Below are 21,841 nucleotides of genomic sequence, written 5' to 3'. Positions count from 1 at the left end.
TTGAGAAAATCAGCGTCCGCTCGCCGTCAGTCGGCTATTTTCGCCAGGAGGAGCCTCACGATGACCATCATCATTACCGCCTTTGAACGTTCACCCGATGGCGGCCAGGGCCTGGCGCGTGATACGCGCGTTCGCTGGGCGCTCGAAGAGGTGGGCCAACCTTACGAGGTTCGCCTTGTTTCATTCCGTGCGATGAAGGAGCCCGCGCATCTGGCGCTCCATCCTTTCGGCCAGATTCCGACCTACGAGGAAGGCGATCTCACCCTGTTCGAGACAGGAGCGATCGTGCTCCATATCGCCGAGCGCCACGCGGGCCTGCTGCCGGATGATGCCAATGCCCGGTCGCGCGCGATCACATGGATGTTTGCCGCGGTCAACACGGTGGAACCGCCGATCCTCGAGCTCACGACCGCCAGGCTGCTGGAGGGCGACAAGCCCTGGTCCAAGGAGCGTCTGCCTCTGATCCAAAACCGCATCCGCGATCGCTTCAAGCAGCTCTCCAATCGCCTGGGCGATGACGACTGGCTCGACGGTGCGTTCAGCGCGGGCGACCTGATGATGGTCTCGGTGCTGCTCAGGTCGAGATCTTCGGGCATCCTGGACGAATATCCGAACCTGGCCGCCTATGTCGCCCGCGGCGAAGCGCGGCCCGCCTACAAGCGGGCTTTCGACGCTCAACTGGCAGTCAACGCCGGCAAGCCGCCAGCCGGCTGACCGAGGTCCGTCCCTGGACTCGACATCGTCGTCGGCCGCGCGCCTGTGCCGCTGGACCTTTCACCTGGCGGATGCAGGCGCCGGGCTCCGGCGCCTTGGCCGAGCTCCTTCCCTCCACCTCCTCCGCGGCCGCTCGACGCAGCGTTCGCCCGCCCGGGCTGGTGTAGCCTGGCCAGGATGCACGCTCGCCGCCTCCGGCTCGCCCTCGCCCTCGCCTCGCTCGCCGGCGCCGGCCTCGCCGGGTGCTCGCGGTGGTCCTCCGAGCGCCCGTCCGCGCCGCGGGAGGACGTCGCCAAGGCGGGAGGCGCCCCCGCGCCGCGGCCCTCGTCCTCGTCCACGCCCGCGGGCGCGCCGCCGCCCGGGCCGGCGCGGGAGGAGCCCTCGCCGCCGGGGCGGCCGCTCCTGCTCGTCACCGATCGCGCGGCGCTCGCCGCGCTCGAGGCCGCGGGGCTCTCCTTCGGCGCGGTGCTGACGGGCGCGCCCGACGCCCCGACGTCCCTCGCCGCGCTCTCCCGCACCGGCGAGCTCGCCTCGGTCACCCGCGTGCTCGCGGAGGACCTCCGGCAGGTCCAGCGCGCCGATCCGCGGAGCGGGACCAGCATCGCCCGCCACGCGCACCGCCTCTTCGACGAGCGCTGGCTCGCCGCCGAGAGCGCCCACTTCGAGCTCGTCGCCGTGACAAACCGCATGGATCGGGGCCCGTTCCACGCCGCCGGCTGCGGCGAGACGCGCCTCGTCTACCGCCTGGCCTACGCCGCGCCGGACGCGGCCGAGGCGACGTCGCGCCTCCCGATGACGGCGGCGTTCGAGCTCCGCGCGCCCGCGGCCGACGCCGACGCGTGCCGCCGCCTCGCGCAGGCCTGGACGCGCGCGTCGGAGCTCTCGGGGCCGGCGCTCGCCCGCTGGCTCGTCTCGAGCGGCGGCCCGCTCGCCCGCCCCGCCGCGGATCGCGCGCACCTCGCCCGGCTCGTGGTGAACCTGCAGAGCGTCCGCTGGCCGTCGACCGTGCGCCCGGATCTCGGCGGCCACGCCGAGTACGTGATGCGCGCCTTCCGCTGGGACGAGCGCGCCGGCCGCTACGCGCCGCTCGCCCTCGAGAACACGCCCGACGTCGCCCGGCTCTCGCGCGACCCGCGGGAGCGCGCGCGGCTCCGGGCCTGGCTGTCGGCCCCGGAGAACCTCGCGCGCCTCGACCGCGGCACGGCGCTCCTGCCCGAGGAGTTCCTCGCGACCAAGGCCGTCTCGGCGACGCCGCACGGGCTCGCGCGGCGGGTCAACCGCCCGTTCCGCGTCCTGTTCGAGCCGCGCGATTTCGCCGGCGTCGACCTCGCCGGCCTCGCGCGCATCCGCTCGCCGGAAGGGCTGCTCCGGAGGCTCGATCAGATGACCTGCCCCGGCTGCCACCAGAGCGGCTCCGTCGCCGGCTTCCACGTGCTCGGGGCCGAGGATCCCGCCCGCCGCCACGACGCGCTGGCGGCGAGCGAGTCCGCGCACGTCGTCGGCGATCTCCCGCGCCGGCGGGCCGTGGTCGAGGCGATCGCGCGCGGCGCCGCGCCGGCCTACGACGTCCCCTTCCCCGAGCGGGCCGAGGCGGGCCCCGGCGGCTACGGCGCCCGCTGCGGCCTCGGCGACGAGAGCTTCGCGGGCTGGACGTGCGCCCCGGGGCTCGTGTGCTCCGCGTACGACGCGCCGCGCGAGGACCGCGCCACCGTCGGCGTCTGCGTCCCGGCGGCGCCGGAGCTCGGCGATCCGTGCCAGGTCGGCGCCGTGGTCGCGCACGCCGACCCCCACCGCGATCGGGCCCCGGCCGCGGCGCAGGCCGGCGCGTGCCCGCCCGCGGCGGTGTGCAACACGAGCCCCGTCGGCTTCCCCGGCGGCATGTGCACCGGCAGCTGCGGCGCGCTCCCGGAAGAGGGCGTCTGCGGCGCCATCGCCGTGCTCGATCCGTTCAACCGCTGCCTCGCCGGCGGGACGGTCTTCACCGAGTGCCTGGGCCGCCACGTGACGCCGGCGGGCCTGCGCGCCTGCTCGCGCGAGGCGCCCTGCCGCGAGGACTACGTCTGCGCGAGGACGGGCTCGGGCGAGGGCGCGTGCATCCCGCCGTACTTCCTGTTCCAGCTGCGCGTCGACGGGCACGCGGTGCGGTGAGCGGACGACGCTCGAAGCGACGACACGCTCCGAGGACAGGAAGCATCGCTCCGAGGACAGGGGGCATCACCCGCGGCGGCAGGAGCGCTCGCCTCGTCCCATGGGAACGAGGCCGAACGGGTCCTGGCCTGCGCGGTCGCGCTCCAGCGCTGCCGGCTCCCAGGCCAGACGAGGGTGACCCTGCGGCGATTCACGCTCCCCGTCGCGCGTGAACCGCCGCACGTCGCCGCGCCGTCAACGGCCGCCGTGCCGAGGCCTGATGGTATGGGTCACCCACGCCGGATCACCCCGGAAGGAGGCGACGCGGATGTTCTCGAATTTGTCGAGCACGCATTGCCGCGAGGCCGCGTCGAGCTCTGGGCCGCCGACGACGCGCGCGCCGCCGACCGATCCATCCGGATCGAACCTCACACGGACGGCGACGCTGTCGCGGACGCCGCCTGGAAAGCAGTCGCGTCGGGCCTCGTCCTCCGCCCAGCGCACTGCGGATTGGGCGGCGCCAGGGGGGAGCATCTCGAGCTGCTCCGTGGGACCACTCTGCGGCGCAGGCACACCGCGCGAGGGTTCAACCACCTCGGCCATCAAAGCCTCGCGCGGCGCCTCGTCTGTCCGGGGCGCCGGGAGCGTCCTGCTGTTCGGGGCGCTCGGCGTCGGTTTCTCCGGGGCGCGCTGCGGGTCCACCACGGCAGCCTTGGCGAGCGCTGGCGGCGTGTGCGGCTCCGGCGCCACGCCGAAAGGCGGCTCCACGCCGCCAGGCGGAATCACGCCAGGCGGAATCACGCCAGGCGGAATCGCGCCGCCAAGCGGCTCCACGCAGGATACCTGCGGGCAGACTGGCAGAGGCGGCGACCCCTCCACAAGGTCGATCCACCGCACGCACGTCTCGACAACCAGCGCCGCGCCCACAAGCGCCATGAGGACGCACACCAGGGACCCCGGTGTCCTGCCCACGCGCGTTCGCGTGCGCGTGCGCGTGCCCGAGATGCTCGGAACGGAGCTCGCCGGCATCAGGCTGCGCACCGCGCGCCCGATCCCCGCTGCGACGTCCGCGAGCGCCGCGTCCTTGTCTTTCCAGCCACGGATGCAGACGCCGTTGCTCGGGAGCGCGCCCAGCCCGAGGAGGTGCGGATCGAGCGCGCCGCGGTCCACGTGCCCGGCCCAGATCGGGATGACCCTCGCAGCGCCGCTCTCTGACCGTGCCAGCGACAGCTGGATCTCGTGGGACCGAGAGTTGACGAGGTCCACCGAGATGAACAGCAGCACGACGTCCGCCTCGTCGAGATGACCAGCGTACACATCGGCGACATGCGACCCGACCAGCAGCCTGTCCCACAGGTGCAGCTGACCGCGCTCGATATACGGGTGCAGATGCATCCGGAGGCGCTCCACCAGATGCAGATCGGCGTCCGCATAGACCACGGCGACCTTGATGCAATTCGTCGGGCTGGCACCTGCGCAGAGAGAGGGAACAGGAGGCGTCATCTTTCCTCCGTGAAGCAGCTGGAGCGAGTCGATAGGCAAGGCTCGTTCCTGGCGATCACCGCCAAGGCGAACGTCCAGGAGGCCCTCTGTGCCGACGTCGGGAGACACGCGTCCCCTGGAAATCTGTGGTGAGAGGCGACGAATGGACCTGGACCGAGCTGGAGCCTTACAACCTCGGCTCCGTCGATCCTACTCCCGCCCCAGCGGCGCAGGGCGCCGCTCCCCGCCCGAGTGGCGCCCAAGTTGAGGCCGTGCCGAGGCCGCGCAAGAGGCGAGCGCTCCCGGCAGGAGACGAGTCGCGCCTCGTCCACGAGGCGACCACGTGCCCCCGGCGCGGGGGCATCGAGGCGCTGCCGCTCGCCGCGTGGGGATCTGCAGCGCTCTCCTGCCCTCGGCAGCGGTCATCACGAATGGAATCCGTCCAGTCGAAATAGGCCGCGCGGCCCCTGGCGGCTGAGCCTGGTACCGGCGCCGCGCCCGCGGGCTCGAAGACCCCATCAACCCCCAGGCGTATTGCGGTCACACGGGCGAGTTACGGTGTAAGCGCCGCGCGCGCAATGAGGCACATCGGAGCACGTACTCGCACCGAGCAGCTTTCTGTCGTATAGTCCTCACGGGTCGCGGGGCTTCGGCGAGCCCGGTCCGGCACAACGCGCCGGCTCCTGAGGCGTTGTGGGCGTTGGGATTCCTGCCGGCGCAGGTCGCTGGCACTTGCTTGAAGAGGAGTCAGGCCATGAGATTGGCGTTCAGGGCCATTGCCTTGTCAATGGTGGCCACGGTCGGTGCAGCGTGCGGCGGCGGCACGGACACCCAGAACGGAGGTACCCCTCAGAGCGGCCCGGGGGACGGCAATCCCTCGGGCAGCGGAAGCGGAAGCGGAAGCGGGTACGGCGACGATGACGAGTTCGGCTCGGGGGACAATGTGGACCTGGGCGGTGATCCCGGCGCAGGCAGCAGCGGCAGCTCGACCGGCGGCGACGAAGCGTGCGCCACGAAGACGTCCGAGGCCGGCTTTCAACAGGTCTACCTCGCCTTCGCCTTCGACGTGTCGGGCAGCATGGGCGCGAACGACGTGGAATGGCGCAGCAAGGCGCTCAAGTGGGATCCCGTCGTCGCGGCGACGAAGCAGTTCTTCATGGATCCGGCGTCCGAGGGGTTCAGGGCGTCGCTCACGTTCTTCCCGGGCGCGGGGGGGCGGCAGCGGATGTGCGTCGCCGACACGTACTTGACCCCGGATGTCCCGATGACCCCGCTGCCCTCTCCGGCGTTCGGCGAGGCGATCGACGCCGTCACGCCCCCGGACGACATCAGCTGGCGCATCGGCACGCCGACGGCCTTCGTGATGGAAGGCACGCTCGCCTTCATCGAGGCGGAGCGGCAGCGGAACCCGGGGAAATACGCGATCGTGCTCGTGACCGACGGCTATCCGGAGCAGTGCGGCCGCGGCGCGGACTCGATCGAGACCGTGGTGCAGCACGTCGACGCGGCGCGCGCGAGCAACATCTCGACCTTCGTGATCGGCGTCGACAACCCGCCGGTGGAAGGCGCGCCCGCGAGCCTCACCAACCTGCACCAGATCGCGACGGCGGGCGGCACGGAGGAGGCGTTCATCCTCGACACCGGCAACGCCGCGGTGACCTCGGCCGCGTTCAAGGCGGCCATCGAGGAGATCCGCGGCGCGGCGGTCTCGTGCACGATCCCGATCCCGCCGCCCCCCGATGGGAGGACGTTCGACAAGCAGAAGGTCAGCGTGACGTACACGAGCGCCACGACCAGCGCCCCGACGACCCTCGGGTACGACCAGGGCTGTGCGACCGACAGCGCCTGGCGCTACGACGACCCCGCGAACCCGACCTCGATCGTGCTCTGCGACGGCGCATGCGCCAAGGTGCAAGCCGAGTTCGAGGTGTCTCTGGGCGTCGATTTCACCTGCGAGGACGTGATCGCGGTCCCGCTGTGAGCAGCGGCGCTCCCCCGCCGGCGCGCCCTCGACAGGGCCGCACCGGCGGGCCGGAGGGCCGCACCGGCGGGCCGGAGGGCCGCCCCCTCGCCCAGCCCGCGGCGGGCGGTCATGCGCGGGACATGGAATCGGGCCGGGCTGGAGAACGAGGTGTCGGTGCCGCGGAGCGGAGCTCCCCGGCACCCCATCCGATCACGTCGAGCGCACGTAGATGACGAAATCGACCGTCGTGGTCACGCCGCGGTACTCCACGGAGGCGGTCACCGTGGCCACCCCGGGCGCGACCGTGCGGATCGTCTCGCCTTCGTCCACGGAGACCACCTCGGACCGGTTGCTGACGAAGCTCACCCGCATGCCCTCGGGGAGCCGGCGGCTCTCGCCCTTGGTGATGTAACCGTAGAGCGTCTCGTCGCTCAGCGAGACCGTGAGCTGCGGATCGATCTCGGCCCCCACCGGGAAGAAGACCCGCTGCTGGATGCCCAGCTCGTGATCGCCCACGATCTGCGGCTTGGCCGTCACGACCGCGGGCACCGGGAGGAGCGCGCCGACCACCGTCACGAAGGCCTGCGCCTCGATGTCCTCGTCGGCGGCGGAGCGCGCGATCTGGATACCGTAGTTCCCCGGGTCGACGGCATATTGCCCCTTCTTCTCGTCGAAGAAGGCCAGGTCGGCGACCGGCAGCTCGAAGGTCACGCGCCGGGTCTCCAGGGGCCGCAGCCTGATCTTCTGGAACGCGCGCAGCCGCTTCCGGGGACGCTCGAGGGCGGCAGGGGCGTCGGGCGTGCTCACGTAGAGCTGGACCACCTCGTCGCCGGTGAAGCGCCCGACGTTGCTGACGCTCACGCTCACCCCCAGCGTGCCGTTTGCGCTGACGCGCTGCCGGTCCACGCGCAAACGCGCGTAGCGGAAGCTCGTGTAGCTCACGCCGTGACCGAAAGGATAGGTGACCGGGCCCTGGAAGTACATGTAAGTCCGGCCCAGGGTGCTCGCCGTCGGTCGAACGGTGTAATCGCCGATCGGCGGCAGGTCGGAGAGGTTCGTGTACCAGGTGAAGGGCAGCCGGCCGCTCGGGTTGTGCTCGCCGAGCAGGACGTCGGCGAGCGCCTCGCCCTTGCGCTGGCCGTTGTAGGAGCTCCAGAGCAGCGCCGCCACGCCGGGCGCGAAGCCCTCGACATCCACCTGGCCGGCGGTCTCCATGTAGACGATGGTATTCGGGTTCTGCGCGGCGACCTGGCTTATGAGCTGGGCCTGCGCGCCGGGCAGCGCGAGCGTCCTGCGATCCACGTCCTCGCGCGAGTGGCGCCCGTCCATGCCCACGTAGACGATTACAACGTCGTAATCGGCGGCGGCGGCGACGGAGGCCGCGTCCACCTCGGCCAGGGTCTCGGGCGTCACGCCGGGGTAGAAGTCGACGACGGCCGCGGGGTTGATGGCCTGAACCGCGGCCTTGACGCCGCTGTAGCCGTTCACCGTCTTGGCGTTGCCCGCGGCCGCCTGGTCGCTGGAGTAGCCGCCCAGGAAGACCTCGGCCGGGTTCGCGTAGGTGCCGATCACGGCGACGCGGAAACCGCCGCGGCGCGGGACCTGGAGCGGCAGCAGCTTGCCGGTGCTGCCGTCCTTGCGCCGGGTCTCGGCGTTCTTGAGGAGCACGATCGCCTCGGCCCCGACCTCTCGCGCCATGGCGAGCCGCTCGGGCGTCTCGGTGATCGCGCCGTTGTCGTCGCTGTTGGTCCAGGTCCCCTGCGCGACGCGCGCCCGCGCCTGCACGACCCAGGGGACGCCGGCGTCGTCGTCGAACTCGCCGAGGCGCACGCGCGCGGCGAAGAGCCGGGTGACCAGCGGATCCACGTCGTTCTCGTTGAAGATGCCCGTCGGGGTGGGGATGGCGCGCGCGACGGCGTCCACGAGGGTGTTCGCGTAGCTGTAGCTGTCGTGATAGCCCCAGTTACAGTTGAGATCCTCGCCGGCTACGGCGGCGAAGGCGTGGCGCTCGACGGCGTCGAGCGGGTGAGGATAACCGGGCGGCTGCCAGCGGTGCCCGGACTGGATCTCGCGGATGGCGTCGCAGTCCGAGGTGAAGAAGCCGCGGAAGCCGAACGTCGCGCGCGCCAGTACCTCCTTGAGCTGGATGCTGGCGGCCACGGGGACGCCGTTGACGCGGTTGTAGGCGCTCATGATCGACGCCGGATGGGAGGCGCGGATCACGTCGCGGAACTGCGCCGTGTAGTACTCGCGCAGCGTCCGCTCATCCATGTCCGAGCTGCCGTTCCGGCGGTTGTACTCGCTGTTGTTCGCCGCGAAGTGCTTGAGCGTGGTGTTCACCTTCAGGTAACCGCCGCCCTCGGGCAAGAGGCGGCCACGCTGGTCCTTGCCCTCCATGCCGTTCACGAACTGCGCGGCGATGGCGGCGGTGAGCACCGGGTCCTCGCTGAAGGCCTCGTCGTTGCGGCCCCAGCGGGGATCCCGCGCCAGGTTGATGGTCGGGGCGTAGAAGTTGAGGTTGAGCTTGTTGTTGCGGAAGACCTCGCGCGCCTCGTCCGAGATCATGCTCGCCTCGCGGTACATGAGCTCGGGATTCCAGGTCGAGCCCAGCGAGAGATCGACGGGATACGACGTCGTGTTGATGGTGTTGGGCGGGTTGCCCCGGTCGTTCACCTGCTCGCGCGCGACGCCGTGCGCGGCCTCGTTCCACCAGCCATAGGCGGGGAGGCCGAGCGACGGGATGGCCGGCGCCTGGCTGCTGATCATCTGGCTGGCCTTCTCGGCGAGCGTCATGCGCGAGACGAGATCCGCGGCGCGCTCCTCGGGCGAGTAGCTGCGGTCCAGGTAGATGGGGAGGTCGTCCGTCGGCTCCGGCAAGCGCTCGGCCGGATCGCGCGCGAGGTCGGCGCCCGCCGGATCGAGGGGCGCCGCGGGCTCGCCCACGTCGGGGGGAGCATGGTCCGACGAGCAGGCCGCGACCGCGGTCAACGCGACGGCGCCGCGGAGCGCCGAGAGCGCTCTTGTGAAAGCCAAGTGCTTGATGGTCATTCGTTGGCCTCTTTCCGTGGTGAACAGACGGTGGAAAGGCTCCTACCTGATCCCCTGTGGAGTAACGTGCGTGACGTAGATGAAACACGGGCGAGCGGCAACGGCCGAGGAAGACGGCTGCGGCGCGGGGAGGCACCGGCGCGGGGACACGACCCGGGGTGGGGCTCGTGTACAGGTCGTGCCAAATCAACTTGGGACGGATTGCGTGACGTCGACCTCGCCAGGTCGATCGCGGCGCTGAACCTGGGTCGCCAACTCAACCCGGTTCAGCGCGATCGTGGGCTCGGGACGGGCCGTCAAGCCAGGATCGACAGTCCTGTCCGGCGCTTGCTCACGGCGTCTCTCGTGTGGATCAGCTGAGCAGGATCATCGCCGCCGTCGCGGCGTAGTCGACGCGCGGCGCGCGGTACGGGAACGTCGGCGGGAAACGCTCGAGCGCCGCGCGCAGCCGCCGGCCCGACGCGGCGTCGAGCGGATCGAAGCGCAGGCCGACGGCGCGGCCCGGATCACCCACGCGCCGGCCGTGGAGGGTGCGCGCGATCGTCGCCGTCGCGTCGATCCAGACGTCGGTGTCCGGGAGCCGGAACGTCACGATCACCGGCTCGCCCGTGAGCGCCGGAGCGTCGGTCAGCACGAGCATCCCGTCGGTCGACAGGTCGATCGCGCGGGTCCCGAGCAGCCGAAACCCCCTCTCGCGCACGGCCTGGCACTCCACGATGACGGCGCGGCGCGCGACGCGGCGCTCGCTGGCGAGCAGCATCTCCATGGTGACTCTCCTCAGCGCAGTACGGTACGGAGGGCCGGCGCGTGTGGACAAGAAACCTACACGGGGCAGCGGCGCTGCGCTGGCGCTCTGGGAGGGAGAGAGGCGGGCGCTCTGCGGCGCTCTGTTTTCAGGAGGTGTGGTCGCTGTCGGGTGGCTGCGGCGTCGGCGCCCGCGGCCGCCGGGGAGGTGTCCTCCGCCGGATCCGGCGGAGGACGTGCGGCCGTGGGTGCTCTTTCCTGACGCCGGCTAGCGGCCGGCGCGGCGCCGCCGGCGCAGGGCGAGGCCGGCCAGGGCGGCCAGCATCGGCAGGACCGTGCCCGCGCCCGGGACGCTGCTCGCGGGCTGGGGTCGCGCGGCGCAGAGGCCGTTGCCCTCGGCGAAGATGTCGTCGGGGTCGTTCTCGTCGACGGGCGCGGGCCCGCAGGTGCCCGCGGACGCGTCGGTCGAGCTGCACACCTGCCCTGACGGGCAGCCGTTGCCGCCTTCGCCGCGGCAGCCGTCGACGCAGGCCTTCGTCTCCTGGTCGCAGATCTGCCCGCTCGTCGCGTCGCCGCAGTCGCTGTCCTGCTGGCACTCCGCGACCTCGTTGTCGTCGGCGGGATCGAGCGGATCGCGCTCGCCGTCGTCCACGGCGCCGTTGTGGTTCGCGTCCTCCTCGCCGTCGCTCACGCCGCCGTCGTCCGTGTCCGGATCGAGCGGGTTCGTCTTCGTCTCGGGATCCGCGTCCGGGATGCAGGAGTTGGCGGCCGCGTCGGTGGCCTCGTTGTCGCAGGGGAGGCCGAGCTCGGTCCCGTCGAACAGCCCGTCGCCGTCGCTGTCGGGGTCGAGCGCGTTGATCTTGCCGTCGCCGTCGTGATCGTCGCTGAAGTTCGGCTCGTCGCCGTCGATCACGCCGTCGTCGTCGCTGTCCGCGTCGTTCGGGTCGGTGTTGATCGTGCCCTCGAGCGCGTCGCTCAGCCCGTCGCCGTCCGTGTCCGTGGGCGGGACGTCGTCATCGCCGACGTTGGGGTTGGTCTCGCCCTCGTCGAGGACGCCGTCGAGATCGAAGTCCTCGTTGCCGTCGGACACGCCGCCGTCGTCGGTGTCCGGGTCGGTCGGCGAGGTCTTGGTCGCCCCCTCGTCCCCGTCGGGCCGGCAGTGTCCCGCCGCCTCGTCGGTCGCCTCGTTGTCGCAGAGGAAACCGAGCTCGGTGCCGTCGAAGAGCCCGTCGTTGTCGCTGTCGACGTCGAGGACGTTGATCAGGCCGTCGCCGTCGCTGTCCTCGCCGGGGCTCACCTCCCGCCCGTCGAGCGCGCCGTCGTCGTCCGTGTCGGCGTCGTCCGGATCGCTCCCGATCATCTCCTCGACCGCGTCGGGCAGCCCGTCGCCGTCGCGGTCTTCCTCCACCGCGTCGTCGTCGCCGTTGTTCGGGTCGGTCTCGCCCTCGTCGATGGCGCCGTTGTGGTTCGCGTCCTCCAGGCCGTCGCTCACGCCGCCGTTGTCCGTGTCCGGATCGAGCGGGTGCGTCGTCGTCTCGGGATCCGCGTCCGCGATGCAGAAGTTCGCCTCCGCGTCGGTCGCCGGGTTGCTGCAGGGGAGGCCGAGCTCGGTGCCGTCGAACAGCCCGTCGCCGTCGCTGTCGGGGTCGAGCGCGTTGATGGCGCCGTCGCCGTCGTGATCGTCGCTGTAGTTCGGCTCGTCGCCGTCGATCACGCCGTCGTCGTCGCTGTCCGCGTCGTTCGGGTCGGTGCCGATCTCCTCCTCGGCGGCGTCGCTCAGGCCGTCGCCGTCCGTGTCGACGATCGGCGCGTCGTCGGACCGGTCGTTGGGATCGGTCTCGCCCTCGTCGATGACGCCGTTGAAGTTGATGTCCTCCAGGCCGTCGGGCACGCCGCCGTCGTCGCTGTCCCAATCGACCGGCGACGTCTTGGTCGCGCCGCTGTCGCCGTCGGGCCGGCAGTGGCCCGCGGTGACGTCGGTCGCCGCGTTGTTGCAGTCGAGGCCGAGCTCGGTGCCGTCGAAGAGGCCGTCGTTGTCGCTGTCGACGTCGATGACGTTGATGAGCCCGTCGCCGTCGGTGTCGTCGGCCGGGTTCACCTCGTTGCCGTCGATCACGCCGTCGTCGTCGGTGTCGGCGTCGTTGGGATCGCTCCCGAGCGTCTCCTCCAGGTCGTCGCTCAGCCCGTCCTCGTCGGAGTCCACCGGCGGCGTCGCGTCGTCGTCCCCGTCGTTGGGATCGGTCTCGCCCTCGTCGATGACGCCGTCGAGATCGAAGTCCTCGTTGCCGTCGGGCACGCCGCCGTCGTCGCTGTCCGCGTCGAGCGGGTTGGTCTTGGTCGCGCCGGCGTCGCCGTCGGGCCGGCAGTGGCCCGCGTCGGCGTTCGTCGCCGGGTTGTCGCAACCGAAGCCGAGCTCGGTGCCGTCGTGCAGCCCGTCGTTGTCGCTGTCGGGGTCGAGCGCGTTGATGAGCCCGTCGCCGTCGCTGTCCTCGTCGAAGTCCGGCTCGTCGCCGTCGATCGCGCCGTCGTCGTCGCTGTCGGCGTCGTTCGGGTCGGAGCCGCCCGCGATCTCGGTGGGATCATCGAGGCCGTCATTGTCCGAGTCGCAGCCGTTGTTGATGACCCCGTTGCAGTCGTTGTCGATCCCGTCGGTGCAGAGCTCGGGCCCCGAGGGAATGCAGACGCACTCGCGGTCCTCGGGATCGCACTGCGGGGTCAGCGGCCCGCAGTGCGCGTCGGTGACGCACTGGACGCAGGTGTTGGGGGTCGCCTCCGTGTCGCAGCGGGGCGTGTCCCCGGAGCACTGCGCGTCGGTCTCGCACTCGTCGATGACGGTCTCGGTCGGCTGGGGGCCGCCGGTCTCGTCGTCGCCGTCGGTCGGCGTCTGCTCGGGGGGCGAGCCCTGCTGCCCGGCGGCGGTGATGAGCGCCTGGTTCTCGATCAGCCCCGTGGCGCCGGCGTCCACCGTGACCCGGAAGGTCACGGTCGTCGTCCCGCCGGCGACGATCGAGCCCCCGGCCGCCCCGGTCGCGCCGGCGCCGAGCCGCACCGTGACGATGCGATCCACGGCGTCGTACTCGCCCTGATCATCGGCAGCCGCGTCCGTCTTCGCGCCCGCGTTCGGCCCCTCGGTGATCCTCAGCGAGCCCGGCACGTAGGTCACGCCCTCGGGCAGCGGGTCGGTCAGCACGGTGTCGATCGACGCGTCGTTGCCCGTGTTGCGGACCACGATCGTGTACTCGATCGTGTCGCCGCGGAGCAGCGACCCGCCGTTCACGTCGACGGCCGTCTTCCTGGAGGACGTGAAGTCCGGCTTGAAGGTCGAGATCGACGTGACGAAGCCGGCGAGGAAGTACAGATCGCCGGTGGTCGTCGCCGCGATGGGCGCCGAGGTCTGGCCCGGGGTCACCCGGTTCTTGATGTCGAGGACGTCGATGTCCATGCCGGACATGGTCCCCGCGGTCCCCGTGAGCTGGGGCAGGTCTCCGGCGTTCGAGACCGGCGCGCCGAAGTAGGACCGCGTGCCATTGAAGAAGTTGTCGTCGGGGTTCTGGTCGTTTTCGAGCGCCACCCCGTTGAAGAGGAACGCGTCTCCGGTGATGGACTGGTCTCCCTCGAACGTGACCATGCCGATCTTCGCGTCGTAGCCCGCCGTCGGCGGTACCAGGAACCCCGAGAGCACGGCGCTCTGCGGCGAGCCGGTGTTCACCCGGTCGAACCCGTCGAAGAGCGCAAGGTTGCGCGGCGGATCCGAGGCGAGCCGGTAGAACACGACCAGCCACCAGCCAGCGAAGTTGTTGCTGTCGTTGTTGTTGACGATGTCCCTGCTGTTCACGCCGCCCACCCGGTAGGCACCTGCGCCGTGCTCCTGCACGAGCGGCGTGATCTCCGCGACGGACTGGTAGTAGCCGCCTCCCTCCGTGACGAACGACTGGAGGGCGGTCACCTCCTGGGAGAACCCGCTCGCGCCAGGCCGATCCAGGGTGATGGCGGTGTCGGCCGTATTGCCGACGATGTGCGCTCCCCAGTAGACGTAGGCGTGCGTGACCTCGGCGCCGGCCGGCAGAGCGAGCACCGCGGTGCTTCGCGCCTGGGCGACCGTGATGCTGGTGTTCGCCTCCGCAGTTCCCTCCGTGGGCGAGTCGGCGCGCCAGAAGACATCGGGCGCGCTGTCGCCGAGGCCCGCCGGGCCGCACTCCCCGACGGTGCCGACCACCGGGTCCGGCAGCGCTACGTCGTCCACCCCGCACTCGTGGCCGAGCGTGTTGCCGATGAGGAGGAAGTCGCCCCTCTGGTCGACCTGCACGCGCAGCTCGGGCGCGGCGTGCGCGGCGCCGCTCTGCCCGCCCACCCAGGCGAGCCCGACAAGACCACCTATGACAAAACGTCTCTTCACGGCGCCTCCTGCTGCTGCTTCGGCTTCTTCTCCATGATCTTGAACTGCACGCGCCGGTTCTTCTGGCGCCCCTCGTCGGTGTCGTTGTCCGCGATCGGGACGTCGGGCCCGTAGCCCTTCGGCGCGAGCCGCTCCGCCTCGATGCCGCGCTGGACGAGCGCCTTGACGACGGACTCGGCGCGGGCCTGGCTGAGCTTGACATTGTACGCGCGTCCGCCGCGCGTGTCCGTGTGCCCCTGCACCTCGATCTTGGTGATCTCCGGGTGCTCCTTCAGCACACCCGCGACCTCCTCGAGCAGCGGATCGCTCGCCTTCTTGATGGTCGCCTTGGCGGTGTCGAACTGCACCTGCTGCAGGATCACGATCTCCTGCTCGGTCACGCGCACCGCGACCGGGCAGCCGTTCTTCTGCGGATCCTCGTTCGGCTTGCCGCGCTCGTCGGGGCAGGCGTCCTTGTCGTCGCGGATCGTGTCGCCGTCGCGGTCGCCGGGGCAGCCGTTCGTCGCCGGATCCGTGGTGCGGAGGCCGGGGATGTCGGGGCAGGCGTCCTCCGCGTCGATCACACCGTCGCCGTCCTTGTCCGGCGGCGGCGGGCAGCCGTGCTTCTTCGGGTCGTCGTTGGCCGGGCCGGCCTCGTCCGGGCACGCGTCGACGTCGTCGGTGATGCCGTCCTTGTCGCGGTCTCCGGGCGGCGGGCAGCCGTGCTTCTTCGGGTCGTCGTTCGCGACGCCGGCGGTGTCCGGGCACGCGTCGACGCGGTCGAGGATGCCGTCCTCGTCGCGATCGGACGGCGGGCAGCCGTTCCGCTTCGGATCCGGGTCGCCGACGCCGGGCACGTCCGGGCACGCGTCCTGCGTGTTCGGGATGCCGTCCTTGTCGCGGTCGGGGTCCTCGCGCCGGACCTCCGGCGAGTACGCGAGCATGGCGACCGCGCGGAAGTCCGGCGTGCCGATGCCCGACGTGAAGCCGGGGCCCGCGCCGACGGCGAGCTCCAGGTCGCGCACCGCGGGCGCGAAGCGGTACCTGACGCCGAGCAGCGCCTCGACGTTGGTGTTGCGCGCCTCAGGGTCCTCGAGGACCGTCGCCACGTTCACCTCGGGCCCGATCTGGAGCTGCTCTTCCGGGAGGAGCAGCACGCCGACGCCCGCGCCGCCGTTGAACATGAGGCCCTGCCGCACCTGCGCGAACGTCTGCGCGGGGCGGAGGTCGACGCCGGCCGCGAACGACCAGACGAAGTTCGGCGCGCGGCCGCCGGCGATGATCTGGGGCATGCCGCGCACCTTGCCTTCCCCCACGAACGAGCCGGCGTCGCCGTCGCCGGTCGGCAGCCAGACGTAGCCGCCGACGGCGAGCTGGAACGGGTCGAAGTAGTCGCCGAGCAGGCGTAGGCGCAGGCCGACCCGGACGTCGCCGAGCGCCGCGCCGCTCGGCGAGGCGAAGGAGAGCCCCTCCTCGGCCGGGCTGTCGCCCTCCTGCAGCACGGCGAGCGGCACGTCGACGTTGAGGTGCAGCCGGTCCCACACGGTGAACGAGCCGTTCAGGTGCAGGAACAGCTGGTGCCCCACGATCGCGCCGAGGTTCTCGTCGGTGCTCTCGCGCGTGAGCACGAGCGGGTTGTGCGCATAGTCGCCGAGCAGCATCAGGTGGAGCGTCGGGCTGCCGTCCTGGCGCGGCGAGGCCGCGTAGGGCGACGGCACGCTGAGCATCCGGTCGCCGGCGGGCGCGGGGTTGAAGCGGTTGAGGGCGAGGCCTTGCGCCGCTCCTGCTTCCTGAGCGGACGCCGGCGCGGACCACGCCGCGGCCGCGGCTAACGCGGCGGCTCCGCAGATCCATCGAGGGGGAGAATGGGCTCTCATGCGCAGGATCACCTTCGGGTGCTTGGTGGTTGGCGGCCGACACGGAGCCGGCACGCAGGCAAGTCGGAGGAAAAGACCGCCTCCTCGCCACAGAGGGGCGGCAGGCTACCTCGAAACCCAGGCCGTCTTATATGCTCCCCCGGACGCCGTCGATGCACTTTTTCATCGTTACACCGGGCCAGAGCGCATCGGCCTCATCAGCAGACGGGCGCCTGCGATCGCATGTTCGCGCGAGCGCGGCTTCGCGGCGCCTTGGCGGCGCCTTCGCGGCGTGATGCAAGGCCTATGCACGCGCGGCGGCGCGCGGCGGCGCGGCGTGACGGCTGAGTTTGCGCCTCGGTGCGGCCTGGGAGCGCGGGCGGTAGATGCCTGCAGACATCAGCGCTGCGGCCTGCGTGGCTCAGCCGGCGGTCCGCGCGGCGCGGCGCCGGCCGGGGCGTGTGTGGCATGACGGCGGCGGGACAGCGACGCTCGTGGCGCCTCGTCCGCCGCTCCTGGTGAGAGCGGCGGGATCGCCCTGCGTGCGCATCAGGGTTGACGGGAGTCGCCTCTTCAGAGTACGTGGGTCGGGTCGACGTGCGCCGGGGGGCCGTCGGCCGTCTCGGCCTGTCTGCCCGCGGGCTTGCAGCGCCGTGCTGAACACCGGAGTCGGTGGGGCGAGCCCTGAGTGGGTGAGCGCTGGGCCCTGGACGTGTTGCCGTTCGGGCTCGATCCAGTGTGCGGCCTCGAGCGGGTGGGGCGGCGCGTCCCTCGGGAGCCCGGGCCGATCTTCCGGGTACAGGTCAGCGCCCAGCGCCCCAGTACGGCAGGGGCCTTGCCCGCATGAGCTCGGTTTCCATGCTGAATACAAGGACCGCTGTGGCAGATGCGCGTGCGGGATCGTATTGAGCACGGATACCGCTGCGAAATGCTCGAGCGAGCACGGAAGACGATAAGGAGCGATCACGATCACGATCACGAGGACGAGCACGAAAGACGAAAGACGAAAGACGAAAGACGGGAGACGAAAGACGAAAGACGGGAGACGAAAGACTGAGCCGGAGAGGGTTGCCACTCCTCGGTCCGCGGCGGGCGCGTCGTTTTCCTCGCGGACTAAATCCTCAGGAGACGGCTTTGCAGGGCGGTCGGCGAATAGCCAAGCATCCGGCGGCAAGTCCTCGAGAAATGCGCAAGATCCTCGATTACGAGGGCGCACGAAGGAGTCTCCACGATCACGAGGCGTTCAGCTCCACCATCTCGACCCCGACAATCCAGGCGCCCGACTGGCTCATCTTCCAGGACCCCCCGCGCCACACCAAGCTGCGCGCGCTTATCCTGCGGACCTTCACGCTGCGGTCCATCGCGGGCCTGTCGCGGCTCGAGGGCCTCGCGCTCGAGAGCGACGCGCCCTGGGAGCCGCGCGCGGCGCTCAACGTGCACGGCCCCGCGCGCCTGCCAATCCGCTTCGCGCCGGGCAAGCGCAGCGTCGATGATCGACCTGGGTCGGAATCGGGGTAAACCATGGATGCGTCCGGGGCGCCGCGCGCGCAGGAGCCGCGTCCAGCGTCCAGACTGTTAATCAAGGTAAACCATGGATGCGTCCGGGGCGCCGCGCGCAGGATCCGCGGCCAGCATCCAGACTATCGCTGGACGAACCGCGTTCGCCGCATAGCCTTGACGGGTGCGCTCGGGGGAGCTCTTGGGGGGGCGCTTCCGCGTCGAAACGCTCGCGGAGGCCGGAGGGATGGGGGCGGTCTACCGCGCCTGCGACGTCACCACCGGAAGGCGGGTCGCCGCCAAGGTGCTGCACGATCCGTCGCCGCACCACCTCGCGCGCTTCGCACGGGAAGCGGAGCTCCTCGCACGCCTCGCCCACCCGGGGATCGTCCGGTACATCGCCTACGACGCCGCGCGCGGGAACACGCCCTTCCTCGTCATGGAATGGCTGGAGGGCGAGGACCTCTCCCGCCTCCTCTCGCGGCGGCGGCTCACGGTCGCCGAGGCGGTGGAGCTCGGGGCGCGCGTCGCCGCGGCCCTCGGCGCCGCACACGCGCGGGGGATCGTCCACCGCGACCTCAAGCCGGCCAACATCTTCCTCGTCGACGGCCAGATCATGGCGCCGAAGCTCCTCGATTTCGGGATCGCCCACCTCCAGGGCATGGCCCCGATCACCGGCGCCGGGGTGCTGGTCGGCACGCCCGAATACATGGCGCCGGAGCAGGCGCGCAGCGGCGATGAGGTCGGCGCGCCCGCCGACATCTTCTCGCTCGGCTGCGTGCTCTTCGAGTGCCTCACCGGCGCCCCGCCGTTCCGGGAAGATCACCTGGTCGCCCTCCTCGCCAGGATCATCTTCGACCAGCCGCCGCGCCTGTCGGAGCTCTGCCCCGCCGCGCCCCCGTGGCTCGACGCGCTGCTCTCGCAGATGCTCGCGAAGGATCCGGCGCGGCGCCCGCGCGACGGGGCCGCGGCCCACGCCGCGCTCGCGGCGCAGGAGCTCCACGACGGGTCGATCCCCGCGCCGACGAGCTCCGCGCTCACCAGCAGCGAGCGCCGCTTCCACGGCGTCGCGGTGGTGGACCGCGCGCGAGCCTCCGCGCTGGACGCCACCCTCGCGATCTGCGAGACGGGCGCGGACGCCGGCGCGCTCCGGGAGGTCGCCGCGCGCTTCGAGGGGCGCCTGGAGCTGCTCGCCGACGGCACCGCGGTGCTCATCGTCGGCCGCCCGCGCGTGCCGACCGACGTCGCCGCGCAGCTCGCGCGCTGCGCGCTCGCCCTGCGGGAGCGCATCCCGGATCGCCCGATCGCGATCACCGTCGGCTGGGGCGAGCTCGGGCGCGGCCTGCCGGTCGGCGACGCCATCCAGCGCGCGGCGGAGCTGCTCCGGACCGCGGGCACGGGCAACACGCGCGCGCCGCAGATCCTCCTCGACAAGAGGACCGCCGGGCTGCTCGAGGCCCGCTTCGAGGCCGCGATCACCACGTCCGGCGCCCTCGAGCTCCGCGGCGAGCGCGACGCCGCCGAGCCGTGGCGCCCGCTCCTCGGCAGGCCCACGGCCTGCGTCGGCCGCGCCCACGAGCTCCGGCTGCTGGAGCAGACCTTCGCCGCCTGCGCCGGCGAGCCCGCCGCCCGGCCGGTGCTCGTCCTCGGCGCCGCGGGCATGGGCAAGTCCCGCCTCCTCCAGGAGCACCTCGCGGCGCTCCGGCGCGCCGGAGCGCCCGCGGAGATCTGGGCGGGGCGCGGGGATCCGCTGCGCGCGGGCTCCACCGGCGGCCTGCTCGCCGAGGCGATCCGGGGCGCAGCCGGGATCAAGGGCGGCGAGCCGCTCGACGACCGGCGCGCGCTCCTCCGGGCCCGCGTCGCCCGCCGCGTGCCCATGGCGGAGCGGCGCCGGGTCGAGCAGTTCCTCGGCGAGCTCGCCGGCGTCCCCTTCCCCGACGAGGACAGCCTCCCGCTCCGCGCCGCCCGGCAGGATCCCGATCTGCTCGGCGAGCAGATGCAGCGCGCGCTCCGCGATTTCCTGCGCGCGGAGTGCGCGGCCCAGCCGGTGGTGCTCGCGCTGGAGGACGTGCACTGGGCCGATCGCGCCTCCCTCGCGGCCATCGACGCGGCGCTGCGCGAGCTCGCGGACCAGCCGCTCGTCGTGCTCGCCACGGCGCGCCCCGAGATCAAGCAGGCGTACCCCGATCTCTGGGCCGAGCGCGGGCGGCAGGAGATCTGCCTCAGGCAGCTCTCGCCGAAGGCGTGCGCACAGCTCGCGCGGGAGGCGCTGGGCGACGCGGCCGACGGGGCGCTCATCGATCGCCTGGTCACCCAGTCCGAGGGCCAGCCCTTCTTCCTCGAGGAGCTGATCCGCGCGACCGCGGAAGGCCGGGGCGACGCGTTGCCCGAGACGGTGGTGGCGATGGTGCAGGTCCGGCTGGAGGCGCTCCCGGCCCCCGCGCGCCGGATCCTGCGCGCCGCCAGCGTGCTCGGCGAGGTGTTCTGGCGCGGCGCCGTCGCGCACCTGCTCGGGGGCAACGAGGGCGCTCCGCTCGGGGAGCACCTCGCCGCGCTCGTCACCGGGGAGCTCTGCGTCCGCCACCGCGACGGCCGCTTCCCCGGCGAGGAGGAGTACTCCTTCCGCCAGGCGCTCCTGCGCGAGGGCGCCTACGCGCAGCTCACCGAGGACGATCGAGCGCTCGGCCACCGCCTCGCCGCCGAGTGGCTCGAGGCCGCGGGCGAGGCCGATCCGCTGGTGCTCGCGGCGCACTGCGAGCGCGGCGGCCTCACCGCCCGGGCGGCGTCGCTCCACGCCCGCGGCGCCGAGCTCGCGGGCGCGCGCCGGGCCTACCTCGACGCCGAGGGGTGTTACGGGCGCGTCGAGGCGCTGCTCGGCGCCTTGTGCCCCGCGGCGCGCCGCGCGCGGGCCCTCGCGCGCTTCCGGCTCGGGCGCCATCCGGAGGCCCTCGCCGATCTCGCCGCGGCGCGCGAGGAGGCAGCCGCGGCGTCGGAGCCAGGGGCGGAGATCGAGCTCCTCCTCGACGAGGCCATGGTCCTCGACTGGACGGGCGAGTACCGGGCGGCCAGCGAGCGGGTCGCGGCCGCCGAGCGCCTCGCCGACCGCGTGGCCTCCCCCCTGCTCGGCGCCCGCCTGCTCCTCGGCGTGGGTCGCTCGCTCCACCGCGCCGATCGCGAGGACGAGGCCGCCGCGGTGCTGACGCGCGCCGCGGCGCAGGCCGCGCGGCTCGGGGACGAGGGCTACGAGACGCGCATCATCGCCCGGCTGCTGCTCGGCTTCATCCTGTCCGGCCTCGGCCGCGTCGAGGAGGCGGCGCGGGACCTCGACGAGGTGATCCAGAGCTGCGAGGAGCGCAGCGATCTCATGCACTTCGGCGCCGCGCTCAACAACCGCGCGCTCGTGCGGGCCCTCCAGGGCGACCGCGCCGGGATGATCGACGATCTCGAGCGCACCATCGCGCTCGGGCGCGACCTCGGCCAGCCCGCGCTCGAGCTCGTCGGCCGCTACAACCTCGCCGAGTACCTGTACCTGATGGACGATCTCGAGGCCGCGACGCCCCACGCGCGCGCCGTCCAGGCGCTCGCGCCGCGCTGCGGCGATCGCCACGCGCCGACCGTCGTGGCGGTCCTGACCGCGCGCCTGCGCCTCTACCAGGGCGACGAGGCGGGCGCGCGCGCCATCGCCCTGCGGCTCCGCGCGGCGCACGGCGAGGCCGGCTGCGAGGCGCTGAAGCCTTCGGAGGACGTGCTCTGCGCGATGATCGAGCTCGCGACCCGCGACGACGACGGCGCCGCGTGGGCCGCGCTCGAGGAGCGCTCCGCGGGCTGCTCGGTAGGGCAGGAGCGGATCGAGGTGCTGGAGGCGCGGGCCCTCGCCTCCCTGCGCCGCGGCCGGCGCGTCGAGGCGCGGGCGCAGCTCGAGCGCGCCCTCGCCGCCGCCGCCACCGTTCCGACCGTCATGGGCGGCCGCCTCCGTCGCTGGTACGCGGAGCTGACAGAGCTGACATAGACGGACGCCCCGGACACCCCACCTCG

10 protein-coding genes are annotated in these 21,841 nt (G+C 72.3%); 5 read left to right on the top strand and 5 right to left on the bottom strand.

Annotated features, from left to right (window positions below):
* Positions 1-60 precede the first annotated feature (60 nt).
* Both WMF43_RS01090 and WMF43_RS01085 read left to right on the top strand, forming a co-directional pair.
* The gene (locus WMF43_RS01090) at positions 61-714 is read left to right on the top strand and encodes a glutathione S-transferase family protein (RefSeq protein WP_437676782.1); all 654 of its coding nucleotides are present in this window, start codon (positions 61-63) and stop codon (positions 712-714) included.
* Positions 715-891: 177 nt separating this feature from the next.
* On the top strand, positions 892-2,862 hold the full coding sequence (locus WMF43_RS01085) for a hypothetical protein (RefSeq protein WP_437676781.1): 1,971 nt from the start codon (positions 892-894) through the stop codon (positions 2,860-2,862).
* A 234-nt stretch (positions 2,863-3,096) separates the two neighbouring features.
* On the opposite strand, the gene WMF43_RS01080 is transcribed toward WMF43_RS01085, so the two are convergent.
* Positions 3,097-4,281: a hypothetical protein gene (locus WMF43_RS01080; RefSeq protein ID WP_437676779.1), complete on the bottom strand. Its 1,185-nt coding sequence runs from the start codon at positions 4,279-4,281 to the stop codon at positions 3,097-3,099.
* Positions 4,282-5,077: 796 nt separating this feature from the next.
* On the opposite strand from WMF43_RS01080, the gene WMF43_RS01075 reads away from it, so the two are divergent.
* Positions 5,078-6,304, top strand: a complete 1,227-nt coding sequence (locus tag WMF43_RS01075) for a vWA domain-containing protein (RefSeq protein ID WP_437676777.1) — start codon at positions 5,078-5,080, stop codon at positions 6,302-6,304.
* Positions 6,305-6,496: 192 nt separating this feature from the next.
* On the opposite strand, the gene WMF43_RS01070 is transcribed toward WMF43_RS01075, so the two are convergent.
* From WMF43_RS01070 to WMF43_RS01055, 4 genes are all read right to left on the bottom strand, one after another.
* Positions 6,497-9,319 carry a glycoside hydrolase family 3 C-terminal domain-containing protein gene (locus tag WMF43_RS01070; RefSeq protein ID WP_437676775.1) on the bottom strand — a complete coding sequence of 941 codons (2,823 nt, stop codon included), beginning with the start codon at positions 9,317-9,319 and terminating at the stop codon, positions 6,497-6,499.
* A gap of 367 nt (positions 9,320-9,686) precedes the next feature.
* Positions 9,687-10,100, bottom strand: a complete 414-nt coding sequence (locus WMF43_RS01065; protein WP_437676773.1) for a PilZ domain-containing protein — start codon at positions 10,098-10,100, stop codon at positions 9,687-9,689.
* A 246-nt stretch (positions 10,101-10,346) separates the two neighbouring features.
* Complete coding sequence (locus tag WMF43_RS01060) at positions 10,347-14,474, bottom strand: hypothetical protein (protein WP_437676771.1); 4,128 nt, start codon at positions 14,472-14,474, stop codon at positions 10,347-10,349.
* A complete protein-coding gene (locus WMF43_RS01055; RefSeq protein ID WP_437676770.1) occupies positions 14,471-16,330 on the bottom strand; it encodes an OmpA family protein in 1,860 nt (619 codons plus the stop codon). Before WMF43_RS01055 ends, WMF43_RS01060 begins: the two co-directional genes overlap by 4 nt.
* A gap of 1,164 nt (positions 16,331-17,494) precedes the next feature.
* On the opposite strand from WMF43_RS01055, the gene WMF43_RS01050 reads away from it, so the two are divergent.
* Both WMF43_RS01050 and WMF43_RS01045 read left to right on the top strand, forming a co-directional pair.
* Positions 17,495-17,827, top strand: a complete 333-nt coding sequence (locus WMF43_RS01050; RefSeq protein ID WP_437676768.1) for a hypothetical protein — start codon at positions 17,495-17,497, stop codon at positions 17,825-17,827.
* 226 nt (positions 17,828-18,053) lie between these two features.
* Positions 18,054-21,815, top strand: a complete 3,762-nt coding sequence (locus WMF43_RS01045) for a serine/threonine-protein kinase (RefSeq protein ID WP_437676766.1) — start codon at positions 18,054-18,056, stop codon at positions 21,813-21,815.
* The last annotated feature ends 26 nt before the right edge of the window (positions 21,816-21,841 follow it).

Origin of the sequence: Sorangium sp. So ce131 (assembly GCF_051519095.1) — a bacterium.
Lineage (GTDB): Bacteria > Myxococcota_A > Polyangia > Polyangiales > Polyangiaceae > Sorangium.
Note: the sequence above shows the minus strand (reverse complement) of the source record. Positions and strands in the feature narration are given on the sequence as shown.